We start from the raw sequence: 15,906 nt of genomic DNA, 5'->3' as shown, positions 1-15,906 counted from the left end.
AATGTTAAAACAAGAATAAACAAAGTTTATTTTAATTTAGAAATCGAAGATTCGACGTAGTCAAAATTAAGAAAAAGGTTATAAAAAAAATATTGAATAAATTTCAAACAAGCTCTTAGTTGTTCGTCACCGTAAGTTTTACCTCAATATTATTTCTTGTCGCATTAGAATAAGGACAGATCTGATGAGCTTTTTCGGTTAATTCTTGAGCTTCTTCAATAGAAACTTCAGGAATATTAACTTCTAATTCTACGGCTAATCCAAATCCGCCATTTTCTATCTGACCAATACTTACATCAGCTGTTACCGTAGTTTCGCCGGTTTTTATTTTAGATTTATTGATGACTAAATTTAAAGCACTGTCGAAGCATGCAGAATATCCGGCCGCGAAAAGCATTTCAGGGTTTGTGAAGTCGTCATTGGCTCCGCCTAATGCTTTTGGCATTCTTACTTCAAGGTCGATAATTCCGTTTTCACTTTTTACTTGTCCGTTTCTTCCACCTTTTGCGGTAACTTTTGTGGTGTATAATGTTTTCATTGATTGTCTATTTTGTTTAATATTTTTTTTACGCTATGGCTAAGTTCTGCCCAGTCTTCTTTAGAAACTCCCACTTTTTGATGCATTTTAGCAGGAATTTCACAAGCTTTTTGTTGCAGCGCCTTTCCGGATTCTGATATAAAAACCTGAACAACTCTTTCATCTTCCTTCTTCCGCTTTCTCATAATAAATCCTTTTGCTTCCAGTCTTTTTAAAAGAGGGGTTAAAGTTCCGCTGTCTAAATAAAGCTTTTCACCAATATTGTTTACAGCAAGACCATCATTTTCCCACAAAGTCATCATCACAAGATATTGTGGATAGGTAATATCCAGCTCATCAAGAAAAGGACGATAAAGACCTGTAATCTGTTTTGCAATCACGTATAGCGGAAAGCAAATTTGATTTTCTAATTTTAAAGATTCTGAATTTTCCATAAGTGCGAAAAGTGAAGTTGACGAATTGTTATTTTTTGATGATAAATTCCTCCATAGGAATTCTGACTTTTTTCATCGAAGCCATCCAGTCATTATCCTGGTCTCTGTAACCAAGATACAGCAAACTTACACTTTTCAAACCTAATTCTTTAAGCCCTAAAATTTCATCTACAACTTCATTACTAAAACCTTCAGCAGGAGTAGAATCTATTTTCAGCTCTGCAGCTTGTGCCATCGCTAAACCTAATGCAATATAAGTTTGGCGCGCTGTATGTGCAAAATGCTCTTCAGGAGTCTGGGCACCGTACATTTCTTTGATTTTATCGGTATAGCTTCCAAAACGTCCTCTCGGCAAATCTCTTTCATCCGTAGTATAATCATATACTTTATCAATTTTTTCGTTAGAATAGCTATCCCAAGCTGCAAAAACCAATACATGAGAAGAATCTCTCATCACTTCCGGATTAAGCGCTCCTTCTACCATTTTATTTTTTAAATCCTGATCTTCTACAACGATTACTCTGAAAGGCTGTAACCCTGAAGAAGTAGGCGCTAATCTTGCGGCTTCTAAAATTTTATTTAAATCTTCCTGAGAAACTTTTTTTTCCGGATTGTAAGCTTTTACTGCGTGTCTCCAGTTTAAATTTTCTATTAATGACATTTTTCTTTGTTTTAAAATTGTAGGACAAAGGTATGGTAAAATTAAATTGTACACAATTTAATTTTGAGAAATGTATTTTAGATGAAATCTATTAACTAAATCTTAATCCCTACTTAAATCTGTTTTTAATCCATCAATAACCATTAATATGATTTTTTTAACCTTTTTGAATTTCGGTATTTCTTAAAAAAACACGACATTTGTAGACGCAAAATTCAGAGGTGTTTCATGGTTGTTAAAAATGATGAATACAAAACCTGAAGATTAAATATTTAAAATTCTACTAATGAAAATATCAAGCAACTGGCTGAAAGACTACATCAAAACAGAACTGAAAACCGAAAGAATCGGTGAATTTCTTACCGATATTGGTCTTGAAGTGGAGGGAATCGATAAGTTTGAAAGTGTAAAGGGAAGTCTTGAAGGCATCGTTGTAGGAAAAGTCTTGACTTGTGAAAAACATCCGAATGCAGATAAATTAAACAAAACTACAGTAGATGTAGGAAACGGAAAAGTTTTAAATATCGTTTGTGGGGCTCCGAATGTTGCAGAAGGACAAACTGTTCCTGTTGCAGTAGTGGGGACTAAAATTTATGCTAAAGACGGAAGCTTTTTCGAAATTAAAGAAGCAAAGATCAGAGGTGAGGTTTCTCAGGGAATGATCTGCGCAGAAGACGAATTAGGTTTGAGCGACGATCACGGCGGAATTATGGTTTTAGACGAAATCAAATATGAAGTAGGAAAAAACTTTGCCGATTATTTTGAATTAACGAATGATGAAGTTCTTGAAATTGGTTTAACGCCAAACAGAACCGATGCAATGTCGCATTATGGGGTTGCAAGAGATCTACATGCATTCCTTTCAACAAACCAGCAAAAATCTGAGTTTGAAAAAGTATCTTCTGTTGCCTTAAATAATGAAGGTTCGCACAACTTTACACTTGAAGTTGAAGATACTGAATTAACACCAAGATACATCGGTGCAGTAATCGAAAACGTAAAAGTTGCAGATTCTCCGGCTTGGTTAAAAGACAGATTAAAAGCTATCGGTTTAAGCCCAATTAACAATATTGTAGATATTACCAATTATATTCTTCACGGTTTCGGTCAGCCGCTTCACGCTTTTGATGCAGATAAAATTGCAGACAAAAAAGTGAAAGTAGGAACTGTTGCAGAAGGAACAAAATTTACGACTTTGGATGGTGTTGAAAGAACATTAAACGGTTCTGAAATCATCATTAAAGACGGACAAGATAATCCGATGTGTATTGCCGGAGTTTTCGGAGGTGCCAATTCCGGAGTTTCTAGCGAGACAAAAACTATTTTCCTGGAAAGTGCTTATTTCAATCCGGTTGCGGTAAGAAAAGGAGCTAAATTCCATGGTTTGAATACTGATGCTTCTTTCAGGTTTGAAAGAGGGGTAGATCCTAATATTACAAGAACTGCGATTACTCGCGCCATCAAATTGATTGAAGAATTAGCAGAAGGAAAGTTGACAGGAGAGTTATTGGAAGAATATCCAAAGAAAATTGAGGATAATTATATCATCATCAGATTTTCAAAAATCGAACAGATTTTAGGAACAAAAATTCACAGAGAAAAAGTAAAAGAAATTTTAAAAGCACTGGAAATTCAGGTTTTAAATGATATTCAAAATGGTTTTGAAATTTCTGTACCTGCTTACAGAGCTGATGTAACAAGAGAAATCGATGTTATCGAAGAGATTTTAAGAATCTACGGATACAATAAAATCGATGCTCCACAGAAAATTTCATTTACTCCTGTAAAATTAAGTGCAAACGATCAGGATGAATTGGAGAACTCTTGGGCAAGAACCTTACAGAGTTTAGGTTTCAATGAAGTGATGAACAATTCGTTAACTTCTGTAAAAGATGAAACTGATGCTGTGAAACTATTAAATCCTTTAAGTGGAGATTTGGCATTTATGAGAAAGTCTTTATTGGAAGGACTTTTGCAGAATGCAGTGTACAATATCAACAGAAAAAATCAAGATATTAAGTTTTTCGAATTCGGAAAAATCTACCACAAAAAAGAGAAGTACGAAGAAAGAAAACAGTTGGCTATTTTGGTTTCAGGAAGAAATGATGCTGAAAACTGGTTACAGCCAAAATCTGCAACAGATTTCTACAATCTGAAAGCTTATGTGAAAGTTTTATTGGAAAGATTGGCAATCGATTATAAAGAAGTTGCTTTGGATGACGAAAGATTCTCTGATGCAATTGAATACAAATCTGAGGAAAGAACTTTGGTAAGAATCGGAAAAGTAGCGCCTCAAATGCTGAAAGATTTTGATGTAGATCAGGAATGTTTCTATGCAGAAATCGAGCTTGAATTTGCTCAGGAATTGCGTTCTAAAAACGAATTGAAGTTTAAAGATATTCCTAAATTCAATAAAATCAGAAGAGATTTAGCTTTGCTGATTGACAAGAATATTTCTTATCAGGAATTGTATCAGACGGCTAAAAAGAACAAATCTCCATTCATTAAAAACATTAATCTTTTTGATGTGTATGAAGGGAAAAATCTTCCTGAAGGTAAAAAGTCTTACGCAATGAGTTTTGAATTGTTAAACGAAGAAAAAACGCTGGAAGAAAAAGAAATTTCTCACGTAATGGATTCTTTAATTAAATCTTTCCAAAAAGAGTTTAATGCCGAGTTGAGATCATAAAAGAAAGTATTTCTTTTTATCATACATATAGAAACGGACTTCTGTCCGTTTTTTTTATTTATGAAAAGTTGAATTCAATTAGTGATTAGTTTTTAAATTGATGATTATTAGTTATTTTGGTTCTAATCAATAGAGTCGGGCTTTAGCCCGGCTACAACATAACAAGAAAAATTGGCTTTAGCCAAAATTAAGATAGATTTTGGCTAAAGCCAATAGTAAAACATAATTTTATAAATGAGCTAAAGCTCATTCCTATTGATATTTTGTTAAAATTTAAGAATCGAACTCAGGTTCTAAAACTAAAATTGAACTCAAGTTATTTAACATAAATCTCTATTTTAGAAATAAACTAATAATAATTTCCGTAAATTTGAATTAAATCAAAAAGTAAAATGAAAAATCTTTTTTTAAGTATATGCACAGTTGCCGTTTTGGCATCTTGCGGAACAATGAAAAACGCATCTTCATCAAATGTTGGAAAGGCGCAACCATCAATTGCCAATACAAAATGGGTGTTAGCGGATAATGTAAAAGGGCAGGTTCCTACTTTGAATGTAGAAGGCTCAAAGATTAACGGAAATTCTGGATGTAATAAGTTTTTTGGTGACGTGACTATGGAAACAGCATCAGGAAAATTTGAAGCTTCCCAAATGGGTTCTACAAAAATGGCTTGTGCCAACATGAGCGTAGAGCAAAACTTCCTAGATATGCTTCAAAAAGCCAATAAATATGTGGTTTCCGGAAATACTTTAGAATTGTATCAGGATAATTTGTTGCTATTGAAATTCAACAAATCTGAATAAAAATAAAAAAGGAACTCAAAATTTGAGTTCCTTTTTTTATAAGTGGTTTTTTTAATCTTCCTCTTCTTCGTCGTACTTAGCCAACTCTTCGTCGCACCATTTGAACGCTGCTTCAACTACTTTAGTCGCTTCGTCTGCCATAGTTTCTTCATCGTCACCTTCCAAATCATCAAGCCATTCTACTTCTTCCTCTTCAACGTTTAAGATGAATCTTGGATATTCTGTATGTACTACGAATAAATCTTCAGGAAATTCCGAATTATCTGCTAATAAAAACTTTGGTAATTTCATTTTTTTTAATGTTTTAACTTTGAATCAAAGATAATAAAATTATTGGTATTTGTTCTCTTTGAGATTTAAATTTTTGTTAAAATCAGTTTGTAAATCTTCCAATAATATTTTCACATTAAAAGAGGAATTACTACTAATGATGCACTATTTGCTTTATTATTTAGCAAACATTTTTGCTACTTTCTCCGCTTTTTTACTTTCAGAATAATCATAGAAACCTTCTCCTGATTTTACTCCTAATTTTCCTGCCATTACCATGTTTACCAATAATGGGTTTGGTGCGTATTTAGGATTTTTGAAACCATCGTACATTACGTTTAAGATTGCTAGACAAACATCAAGACCGATAAAATCTGCCAATTGAAGTGGTCCCATTGGATGAGCCATCCCTAATTTCATTACGGTATCAATTTCTTCAACTCCTGCAACACCGTTGTATAAAGTTTCGATAGATTCATTAATCATCGGCATCAAAATTCTGTTGGCAACAAAACCTGGATAATCATTTACTTCTACCGGAACTTTTCCTAAAGTTTTACTCATTTCGTAAATAGAGTCAAAAGTTTCTTTTGAAGTAGAGTAGCCTTTGATAATCTCTACCAGTTTCATAATTGGAACCGGGTTCATAAAGTGCATTCCGATTACTTTATCTGCTCTTTTGGTAGCGGCAGCAATTTTAGTAATAGAAATAGATGAAGTATTGGTCGATAAAATACAGTTTTCCGGCGCGAACTCATCCATCTGAGCGAAAATCTTTAATTTTAAATCCTGATTTTCAGTTGCAGCTTCCACTACCAAATCTGCGTTGGTTACCGCATCTTTTAGCTGAGTAAAAGTGGTGATGTTTCCTAGAGTTTCTGCTTTTTGCTCTTCTGTAAGGTTTCCCTTTGCAATGATTCTGTCAAGGTTTGTAGTAATAGTTTTCAATCCTTTGTCTAAAGCTTCCTGAGAAACGTCTACTAAGTTTACACTAAAACCGCTTTGTGCGAATGTATGTGCAATACCATTTCCCATGGTTCCCGCTCCGATAACGACAATGTTTTTGATCATTTTAAATTTTCTTTTTTATATATAGTTAGATTATTTAATGTATTTAATTTTTCCTTTTTAACAATTTTCTGGCTTTCGAAATTTACAATTCCGTCACTACTTTCATTTCTGGATTTATTCTGAGAATTAATCGTCGCTTCAAGCCCCTTTATGAACTTTGCTTTTTTGCTTTTTGAGAGTGCATCAATTCCGATGAACAGTTTATATTCACCTTCTCTTCCCAAACGTGATTGTTGGTATACTTCAAGAGTGTTTTTTTTGCCCTGAAAGCTGTTGATATAATTTATTACGGGAGCGCTTGAAGGCGGTCCGCAACAAATGCTGTTGTAGCTTATTTCAATGTAATTTTCACTTTTCTGGGCAAAGAAAAATGTACAACTAAAGACTGCTATTGTTAAAAATAATTTTTTCATTTTAATGGTTTTAAAATTAAGCTTTAAATTTTACTTATTAAAATAATCCCAAACTGCTTTTGAAATGTTTGAAATCATCTTACAATTCACTTCGTCTGTTTCGGTAGAATTGCTAATAAATACTACTATTGCATAATGCTTGCCATTTGGTAAAGTCACAATTCCTGAATCATTTTCTGCGATGGTTAAGTCTCCATCTTTTCCTGAAGAACCGGTTTTATGGGCTATAGACTGTTTAGGTAACTGTTCTTTCAATTTATTTCCTCCGGTAGAGGTATTCAGCATGATGTCGTATAAAAACTTTGTAGATTTTTCAGACAAAATTTTCCCCTCGTAGAATTTTTTATAAAGCTGACTCAAAGAATTGGTTGTCGTATAATTTTCATACAAATATTTTGCTCCTTTGTGCATCTGCTCTTCATTATGTTTGATCTGGAAATCTTTCACTCCTTTAGAATCCATAAATTTTTGAACAACTTGCGTACCTCCGATTAATCTTAATAATATATCACAGCCATTATTATCGCTCCATGCAACCGTATAATTAATGATTTCACTTAAAGGGATTTCTATATTTTCATTAGGATATTTTTCCCGAATCGGCGACCAGGTATTTTCAAGCAAATCACTTTTTTTAATTAAAATTTTCTGGTCTAAAGAAAGCCTTCCTTTATCTACCAAATCGAGAACTGTAGCTGCAATATGAAACTTGAAAACACTAAGCATCGGTAGCTTTGTATCTGCGTTTTTATTGTATTTAAAACCATCTTCAAAACCTAAAACAGAAACTCCGACAGTCGCTTTTTTATCTTTAATAATTGAATCTACCTTTTGCGCTAAAATTGATTTCTGAGCAAATGTAAATGCTGAAATCAATAGAAAAAGAAGTGCTGTTTTTTTCATAATATTCTGTTTAAAAACAAATCCCTTTTAGACAATAAAAGGGATTTGCAATTTAAGATTTTTTACAATTTTAAACTCAAAATAATTTATTTAAGTTGAATAGTATCTTGATGATTGTTTATTTTCCGAACATTTCCATTAAAGAATTTCGATAAGTATCACCAATCTGAAGTTTTAGAAACTGGTCAGATTCATTGGATATCGTGGTAATTATTTCGTTAGTGGATAATACTTTTACGGATGATAAAGCAATAATTTCTTTCTTATTCACCTGTGCAAAATCTTTTGAAGGAAGCATTTCCAAAAGAGATTTGAAATTGAGGTTTTTCAGAACAATCGTTGTTCCGTCTTTTAGAATAATATCTTTATCGCGGCTGTCGATCTCAGAGGTTTTAATATAAGCGATCTGTTCAGTGAAGATCGTGGATTTACCAATGTTGGTATTCCATTCGATGAACTCTTTTTTTTGACTGTTGTTTAATAGATCTGCCGCTTTTTCAAATGCCTGAATCAATCTTTCTTTTTTGATCGGTTTTCTTACATAATCTACCACATTCAGATCAAAAGCTTCTGCAGCATATTCTTTGTAAGCCGTTGTAAAAATGATTTTTTTTGAATCGGAAATCAATTCAGCAACCTGTAGACCGGTCATTCCCGGCATTTCTATATCTAAAATACAGAGATTGCAGTCTATATTTTTTATTTCGTTGAGGAAAATTTTAGGGTCGTTAAAAGCTTTTACAACTTCTACATTTTCAATCTGTTCGCATAAAAGTTTTAGGTAGCTTATTGCTAACAGTTCATCATCAAGAATAACGCATTTTATCATAGAATTCTCCTAAATTGATTGTTAATTCTGCGGTGAAGATACCGTTTTTTGAGTTTTTATGTAGGGTATAAAAATCGTTGTAAATTAAATCTAATCTTTGGTCTAAAGACTGACTTCCAAAACCACTGTGGTCTTTATGTAACACGTTTTTCAGGGAAGCTTTATTGCTTACTTTCATCGAAAAGACACCACCTTCGAGTTCCAATGAAATGGAAATAAAGGAATCTGAAGCCAGAAAATCAGTATGCTTAAAAGCGTTTTCAATTAAATCTACAGAAAGGAGCGGGGCAAAGATCTTTTCTTCAAAAACAGTATCAGATTTGTCAATTTTAGATTTAATTCTAAAATCAAAAAGCGGATTGACCTTAATTTTATTGATTTCAATAAGACTTAAGGCAAAACTTAGCTCTTCTTTTGGGCTTACAAATTTGTTGTTGCTTTCGTACAAAATATAATCCAGAACATTGGCTAATTTGTCGAGAGACATATAGGTGTGATATGCGTGCGACTGTACCGAATTGAGAATATTTTTAAATAAGTGTGGGTTAAGTTTCGTTCCGATGTGTTCTAGTTGAACTTCATTCAGTTTCTGCTCAATCAATTTATTGGTTTGGAAAAGTCTTAAATTTTTAATCTTCAGTCGTTGATTTTGGCTGAAAAGATAGATGCCAATGGTTAAAAAAAAGAAAATAGCAAAAACTCCAATGAAAATCAGATAATCATGAATCATGTAGTAATTGCCATCCATTTTTTTGATTTTAATATATTATTTCTTTAACGGCTTATTTTTACTTTAAATTTAGGGTCATTTTCACAAACTTCATTTAACAACTCAATGATATCTTTTCTGAAATTATTCGTTGCATTATGAGTTTTGAAAATTTTAGTAGAAGTAGTTGTCATTACGCCAACTTCATAAATTCCTGAATCAAAAGCTAATTCAGGATTATGATAATCGTATCCATTTGTTGAAACTATTGAAACTGCTTTTTGTATTTGCAACATTCTACTTTCTGATAATTTCCCTTCAAACTTTCCTATTTTTGCTGAATCAACGATGTCGTCTAAAGGATTATGCTCAATCTCTAAAGAGAAATTTCCGTTTTTGTTTAGAATTAAATGATAATCATTCGTTCCAAAACCTCCACTTCTGTAGATGAGCTTTTTAAAATCTTCATTTTTACGACAAGAGCATAAAATTGAAAGCAAAAATAGAGTAATTAAAATGAATTTTAAACTCAATATTTTCATGGTCTTTGTTACTTATCTCAACTTTTTCAAAGAACTAAGAACTGCTTTTTCCTCACACTTTTCAAAAGTGATTTCATACGTCGGATTTTTCTCAGGATAAGTAATCACATAATCCGGGCAAGGTTTTTTCTGTGCGTGGCTTCTTTCAAAATCTATTTTACCTAAAGTAATTATGCTGTCTTTTAAAAATTTTTCATCAACTTTCAAAGTCTTCATTTCATTTTTGAAATTTTCAGAATATTGGAAGTCTTTTGAAAGGGTTTCTGCAATGACACGGCTGTTGGGTAAATAACCGCTGCAGCTTGCTCCTTTTGCATTAAGTACAAAAAATACGATGATAAGTCCGGGAATAAGCCCGATGAGAAAGAATTTGATTTTCTTCATACGTAGAGTTTACGATCTATAATTGATGAATGATCATTGATAGATGATGATCGATTCTTTGTTTGCGAAAATTTATTAGAATATTAAAAGGTTGATGTCGTGATAAGTAAGTCCGAAACGGTCGCAAATCACTTTTTTGGTATGTCTACCTTTGTACATATACAAACTTTGTTTCATTTCGTTTTTACGGATCAGCATATTTTCAAAACCACCTTCTATATCATAATTTAAGATATAAGAAAGGAAGAAATTAGAGATGGCTTTTGTAGTTGTTCTCGGCATTTTTGACGTAAGATTCGGTAATCCGCAATGAATAACTCCGTGTTTGATGATGTAAGGATCATCCATGGTAGTCAATTCTGAAGTTTCGATAGCTTTTCCGTTGTCGATAACGATATCGATAATCACGCTGCCTTTTTTCATTTTCATTACCATTTCTTCAGTAACGATGGGTTGCATATTAAGTCTTGGTAAAGCTCCGATAACAACATCGGCTCTTCTTAAACTTTTACTTAATTCTTTAGGATCGATGATGGAGGTAGGTACTCTGCTGTCTACCAATGTGTGGAGCCTTCTCAGTTTTGAAAGTGAGTTGTCAAAAACTTTTACACTTGCCCCTAAACCTATGGCTGCTTTTGTAGCAAATTCCCCAACAATTCCGGCTCCTAAAACCACAACTTCTGTAGGTCTTACTCCGGTAATCCCGCCAAGCATTAACCCGTTTGATAGTGCTAATAATTCTGAAGCGTATAAAATAGAAACAGAACCTGCAATTTCCCCAATCAATCTTACCAAAGCAAGTTGCTTGTATTCGTCTGCAATAAATTCAAACGCAATCGCATTGATTTTTTTCTCTGCTAATTTTAAAAAATATTCTTTATCTCTTAAGTTGATCTGAAGGGCAGAAACTAAGTAAGTATTAGGTTTGAAATAATCAATTTCCTCTTCTGTAGGTGGATTAATTTTTAAAACCAAATCTTGGGAAAATGCTTCCTTGGCATCCTGAGTAATTCTTGCTCCAGATTCTGAGTATTGTAAATCGGTGAAAAATGATCCTTGTCCTGCACCAGATTCGATGATAATCTCGTGGCCATGCTCTACCAAAACCTGTACTGCATCAGGTGTTATGCATGTTCTTCTTTCGTTAAGACAGGTTTCTTTAGGGATTCCTATGCTAAACTGTTTCCCTTTCTTTATAACTTCCAACTTCTCTTCCTTCGGAATTAGTTCTTCCTCAGAAAAAGGAGTAAAAATATTTGTAGTACTCATTTTTGTTTAATTATGACTTACAGATTTTTTTTTCAATCAATTTCTATAAGCAAAGATATACTATTTAATCGAATGTAATTTCTCTGTTTCCTCCTGTATTGTTGATACTCATCGAATGATAATTTAATCCGTAAAGCTCGTCTTCATACACTTCGGGCCATTCTATAATGCACAAAAATGCATTGTCAAGATATTCTTCAATACCAATGTCATACACTTCTTCTATGTTTTTTAAACGATACAAATCGAAGTGATAAATCTTTCCTTTTGGTGAGCTGTATTCGTTGACAATCGAATATGTAGGAGAGTTTACTTCATCTTCACTACCTAAGTTTTTAAGCAGGAATTGAGTAAATGTCGTTTTACCTGCTCCTAAATTTCCTTTTAAAAGAAGAATATTATGTTTCAGTTCCGGTAAAATAGAATCAACAACTTTTTGCCAGTCGCCAATCTCATGAATAATAAATTGCATATGCAAAGATAATTATTTGTGCTAAATTTTAAGAGCTACTCAAAATAAAACTGACTGAATAAAATTCAGCCAGCTTTGTTATTATAATAGAAATATTTGGTTTATTTTTTGATTACTTTTGAAACACTTGTTTCTTTATTTTCTAATGTGATTTTAATGATGTAGATTCCAGAAACATTATTCTCTAACGAAATTTCTTCTACTTTACCTCCCTTTTTAATTAATTGTCCGGAGATATTATACAGTTCGAAAGATTTAATTTTTTCCTTAGAATCAATTTTAATGATTGATGTTGTAGGGTTCGGATAAATTCTAATTGTACCTTTTGAAATATTGTTTTCAGTTGTTGATAAGCTTCCTGCCACAATATTAACGGCATAATCTTCAACCTGGCCTGCTCTTAAATCTGTTGCACAAGGACCAGAAATAGAGTTTGGTGCAGAAGGATTTGAGTAGGCAGCAATATTGGTGTTTTTCATAATACGCATTTTGGTATTTCCTAAAACAGCGGTTGAAGGAATGGTAATATTGGATGTAATGGTGTTTGCATTTGCAGGGTTTGCGTCAGCAAGTTGTCCAATATAAAAACTTTCTCCGGCGTCATCAAATATACCATTGTGGTTAAAATCTATATATGCCATCACATCACTTGGGAAAGTACTTGAAGGTCCTTTTACAGAAATCGGATAGGTATTTCCCTGATTGATATCTGTAGAAATATTTGTGAAATCTTCATACGATGGAGTAGTTCCAGATGTAGCAGGCGATGTATTATCAATGGTGTTAAATGTCACTTTTGTAATCATATTGCCATCCGAATTGTACTGATAAGTAGGTAAACAGAACGGATTTACATTTCCCGGAGATTTTATTTCAAAATTATCAAAAGAAAGGTCATAATCTCCTGCAGTTCTATTCGCATTGATTCTGATTTTTATGTATTGATTCAGATAATTTGCTAAAGAATATGTTTTTGTAATATAGTTTCCTGTTCCAGCTTCGTTATTCACTGTTACTAGCGTTGTCCATGTTGTTCCGAAATCTGTAGAGATCTGCACTTCAAAATTTCCCCAATCTGTTAAAGATGCATGAGGACTGCTGTAATTTGATTGTTTATAATCAAAACTAAAAGTATAATCTGTCGCATTCAAAGGTCCAACTGCAATGGTGCTGAAAGTTCCTGATGCCGCATTATTAAACATGTTTTTATATAAATTGTTTGCAGATACACCATTTCCTGTGGCTCCTCTTACTGTACCTAAAGTGAATGATTGTGGGCTCGTTCCGTTTGTCCATCCATTAGGGAAATTTGATGTTAAAAATTCTTCTTTCCAAGGTGCCGGAGCGGTAGGTACTGTTGTAAATGAAATAGATTTCCAAGGACTTTTTTCTGTTGCTGAACAAAGTCTTCTTATCCAGAAATAATAAGTTCCGTTTGAAAGTGACGAAAGATTAATAGTATTTGTTCCTGATGCTATTGTTGTAACTGCAGAATTATTAGCCGGAGTTGTATTACTTGTTGTAACAATATATTCGTAACTGTTTGCAGGTTGTTGATTGTTAACATTTGTCCAAGAAATATTGGCTCCAACTGGTGTTGTACTGTTTAAAGTAATGGTTGCTAATTCCGGACAAGACGGAATAGGCTCCCAAATCACATCATCTACATACATATAAGACCATGTTCCACCGTCAAATCTTCTGATTCCAAGATAATTGGCAGAACCGCTATAGTTATTGATGTAAACTATATATTCCTCATAATTTGTTGTTAAAGGAAGTGTTTGAATAATCTCTACAGTAGCCGAAGCAGTATTTTCTGTTAAAGCTACAATCTGAACTTTTGTATCTGCAGATGTTCTTCTTGCTTTAAAGCGAAGTCGATGTGTTCCGCTGTTGATGTTGTTCAGTTCCGGGCTTACCAAAATAATTTTTGTAGCAGCATCGGTTGTGGTTGCTCCGTTTCCATAGAAACTGATATTGTTTGGTGCCGAAAAATTATCTGTAGTCGTTAAACTGATGGTAGGAGTAGAGCTGTTGTTTGATGTTAAAATTTTACTCCAGCAGTTCGGAAGATTATTTGTTCCTGTAACCGAATCGAAATTTTCGTTCAACACAGAAGTAGCAAGACAAGTTGTATAAACAGTTGAAGTACTAGAATATGAACTTTCACATTGCGTACTTACATTTTTTCCTCGAATATAATATTGAGTGTTGGGTTGTAAACCATTGATTGCTCGTGAAATATTTGTTATTGGTAAAGTAAATGGAGAACCTGCAATCATATTGGTGAAATTACTGTCTGTTGCAACCTCTAAAACGGTATTAATCGCATTCGCTGTTCCGTTTTCAGAAACAGACCAATGAATATTGAATGAATGGGTAGTAGCACTTGATGTCGTAATTCCGCTTACACCGATCGGGCAGTTCGTGATATTAGCTGTTAAAGGATTCTGAACATTATACAACGGCCCATTAGAACAGTTTGAGCTTACAGAATAAATTGTGTAAGTATATTGATTGTTTCCTTTGATTCCATGATTGTAATTATTCTCAAAAGTAGTGTTTGCTCCGTAATAAGCAACATAACTGTTCAGAGAAGTATTATTTCCAGTTGTATAAACTGTTCCGTTTACCGGATTATTGGGAACTGTTCCCGCTAAATTTCTTAAAATTAAATACTTATCTGCTGAAGGTGAACTTCCTGTATAACTACCATTAATGATAATTCCAGTATTGTTTAAAGTTAAATTTGTCGGCTGTGAAGTAGATGTAACGCAAGTTGAAGGCGGAGTCCAGTTGAAAGTCAATCCTTGAGAAGGTAAAAAATTATAATTGGTAGCAATTCCTGAAGAAGAATTCGTTCCTGCTGTAGAATTATTCCAATTACTTGAAGTATTTCCTGATGCAGTTCTGTTCACATAATCATTGCTTGCGGTTCCTCTTAAACCAACTTTGGCATTTGTTGCGCTTGGTGCTCCCTGAGAACTTAGGTTATAAACATATTTTATGGTTCCGTTTTCATGCAATCTAGCCTGAAAACTCCAGTCATGATAAGAGTTTGCAGTAGGATTTGAAGAGTATGGTCTGAAATGACTCCACTGAACTACAAATTCACGATTGGGAGCAGTTCCTACCACAGAATAATCTATTGAACTTGTTAAATTATTAATAGCAAACATTGAAGCTAAATCTGCTCCTAAAGGAGAAATCACGCCTGAGTAAGCCAATCCTGAAGAAATAGGATCTGTAGAATTGGAAGTTGTGGCTCCAAAACTAATAAATCCGTTCGCATGAACCTTTACAGAATTATAAGAACTGCCATTAAATGAAAACTGAAAAGGAATAACATTGTCAAGTGTATAAACATTCTCATCTAAGAAACCGGCTCCCGAACTCGCTGTAGCAACAGCAATATTGAGGGGATTTGTTAAAACAGTGTAAGTTCCCGCGCTTTGTGAAAAAGAATAAAGGGAAACTGTTTGGGCGTTAACTTGCCAAGTTGACAAAACTAAAGCTCCAAATAAGCTGAGTTTTGTTTTCGTAACTGTTTTTTTCAACAGCTTAAAAAATCGATTTGTCATCATACATAAATTTTCGTGCTGTAAACTTATTATTTTTATTTAGAATTAATTAAAATAAAAATTATGATTTAAATCAATAGCAAAAAATGATGATTTATGATGTGATAACGAATGTTTAAAATATTTTAGAAATAAAAAATGATGTGAGTTTAGATTTGATTAAAATAATTGCTTTTGAATGTTTTATTGTTGCATCTGTATTTTTATTTTTTTACTTTAGAGAAATAGCAATAACATAAATAAAATAATGTATATCCGTTTTTCATCATACCGCTGTAATGTTAGCAATAATGAGCCTATCGAATAGTTTATCTGCAAAATATCTTCGATTTAGT

General features: G+C 33.2%; 16 protein-coding genes. 2 read left to right on the top strand and 14 right to left on the bottom strand.

Going from position 1 to position 15,906, the window contains the following annotated elements; genetic code table 11:
- Window positions 1-115 precede the first annotated feature (115 nt).
- From AB671_RS02200 to AB671_RS02190, 3 genes are read right to left on the bottom strand one after another with little or no spacing between them, the layout of a single operon-like run.
- Window positions 116-538, bottom strand: a complete 423-nt coding sequence (locus AB671_RS02200) for an organic hydroperoxide resistance protein (RefSeq protein WP_066680454.1) — start codon at window positions 536-538, stop codon at window positions 116-118.
- Window positions 535-972: a MarR family winged helix-turn-helix transcriptional regulator gene (locus AB671_RS02195; RefSeq protein ID WP_066680453.1), complete on the bottom strand. Its 438-nt coding sequence runs from the start codon at window positions 970-972 to the stop codon at window positions 535-537. Before AB671_RS02195 ends, AB671_RS02200 begins: the two co-directional genes overlap by 4 nt.
- 28 nt (window positions 973-1,000) lie before the next feature.
- Complete coding sequence (locus AB671_RS02190) at window positions 1,001-1,633, bottom strand: NAD(P)H-dependent oxidoreductase (RefSeq protein WP_066680452.1); 633 nt, start codon at window positions 1,631-1,633, stop codon at window positions 1,001-1,003.
- A 286-nt stretch (window positions 1,634-1,919) separates the two neighbouring features.
- Here AB671_RS02190 and pheT point away from each other — a divergent pair, with 286 nt between their 5' ends.
- Together pheT and AB671_RS02180 are read left to right on the top strand one after the other, a co-directional pair.
- Window positions 1,920-4,322 carry a phenylalanine--tRNA ligase subunit beta gene (gene pheT / locus AB671_RS02185; RefSeq protein ID WP_066680451.1) on the top strand — a complete coding sequence of 801 codons (2,403 nt, stop codon included), beginning with the start codon at window positions 1,920-1,922 and terminating at the stop codon, window positions 4,320-4,322.
- A gap of 392 nt (window positions 4,323-4,714) precedes the next feature.
- Complete coding sequence (locus AB671_RS02180) at window positions 4,715-5,125, top strand: META domain-containing protein (RefSeq protein WP_066680448.1); 411 nt, start codon at window positions 4,715-4,717, stop codon at window positions 5,123-5,125.
- 51 nt (window positions 5,126-5,176) lie between these two features.
- Here AB671_RS02180 and AB671_RS02175 read toward each other — a convergent pair whose 3' ends face one another.
- The 11 genes from AB671_RS02175 to AB671_RS22685 form a co-directional block, all read right to left on the bottom strand.
- Complete coding sequence (locus AB671_RS02175; RefSeq protein ID WP_002977986.1) at window positions 5,177-5,416, bottom strand: hypothetical protein; 240 nt, start codon at window positions 5,414-5,416, stop codon at window positions 5,177-5,179.
- Window positions 5,417-5,572: 156 nt separating this feature from the next.
- Window positions 5,573-6,463 (bottom strand): 3-hydroxybutyryl-CoA dehydrogenase, encoded by an 891-nt coding sequence (locus tag AB671_RS02170; protein WP_180982789.1) that lies wholly within the window; start codon window positions 6,461-6,463, stop codon window positions 5,573-5,575.
- Window positions 6,463-6,879: a hypothetical protein gene (locus tag AB671_RS02165; RefSeq protein ID WP_066680439.1), complete on the bottom strand. Its 417-nt coding sequence runs from the start codon at window positions 6,877-6,879 to the stop codon at window positions 6,463-6,465. Before AB671_RS02165 ends, AB671_RS02170 begins: the two co-directional genes overlap by 1 nt.
- A 30-nt stretch (window positions 6,880-6,909) precedes the next feature.
- Complete coding sequence (gene bla-A, locus AB671_RS02160) at window positions 6,910-7,782, bottom strand: CGA/CIA family class A beta-lactamase (protein WP_066680437.1); 873 nt, start codon at window positions 7,780-7,782, stop codon at window positions 6,910-6,912.
- A 118-nt stretch (window positions 7,783-7,900) separates the two neighbouring features.
- Entirely contained in the window at window positions 7,901-8,611 is a 711-nt protein-coding gene (locus AB671_RS02155) for a LytR/AlgR family response regulator transcription factor (protein WP_066680436.1), read from the bottom strand.
- On the bottom strand, window positions 8,589-9,359 hold the full coding sequence (locus AB671_RS02150) for a histidine kinase (protein ID WP_082987212.1): 771 nt from the start codon (window positions 9,357-9,359) through the stop codon (window positions 8,589-8,591). Before AB671_RS02150 ends, AB671_RS02155 begins: the two co-directional genes overlap by 23 nt.
- Window positions 9,360-9,385: 26 nt before the next feature.
- The gene (locus AB671_RS02145) at window positions 9,386-9,862 is read right to left on the bottom strand and encodes a hypothetical protein (protein WP_066680433.1); all 477 of its coding nucleotides are present in this window, start codon (window positions 9,860-9,862) and stop codon (window positions 9,386-9,388) included.
- Between the two features lie 12 nt (window positions 9,863-9,874).
- Window positions 9,875-10,246 carry a hypothetical protein gene (locus tag AB671_RS02140; protein WP_066680432.1) on the bottom strand — a complete coding sequence of 124 codons (372 nt, stop codon included), beginning with the start codon at window positions 10,244-10,246 and terminating at the stop codon, window positions 9,875-9,877.
- Window positions 10,247-10,321: 75 nt separating this feature from the next.
- A complete protein-coding gene (locus tag AB671_RS02135; protein WP_066680431.1) occupies window positions 10,322-11,515 on the bottom strand; it encodes an alanine dehydrogenase in 1,194 nt (397 codons plus the stop codon).
- 64 nt (window positions 11,516-11,579) lie between these two features.
- Entirely contained in the window at window positions 11,580-11,987 is a 408-nt protein-coding gene (gene tsaE, locus AB671_RS02130; protein ID WP_066680430.1) for a tRNA (adenosine(37)-N6)-threonylcarbamoyltransferase complex ATPase subunit type 1 TsaE, read from the bottom strand.
- Window positions 11,988-12,088: 101 nt separating this feature from the next.
- Window positions 12,089-15,547 carry a T9SS type A sorting domain-containing protein gene (locus AB671_RS22685; RefSeq protein ID WP_228391029.1) on the bottom strand — a complete coding sequence of 1,153 codons (3,459 nt, stop codon included), beginning with the start codon at window positions 15,545-15,547 and terminating at the stop codon, window positions 12,089-12,091.
- Between the last annotated feature and the right edge of the window lie 359 nt (window positions 15,548-15,906).

It is taken from the genome of Chryseobacterium sp. BGARF1 (genome assembly GCF_001677955.1).
Taxonomy (GTDB): Bacteria; Bacteroidota; Bacteroidia; order Flavobacteriales; family Weeksellaceae; genus Chryseobacterium.
The sequence above is the reverse complement of the archived record's forward strand: the minus strand, read 5'-3'. Positions and strand labels throughout refer to the sequence as shown.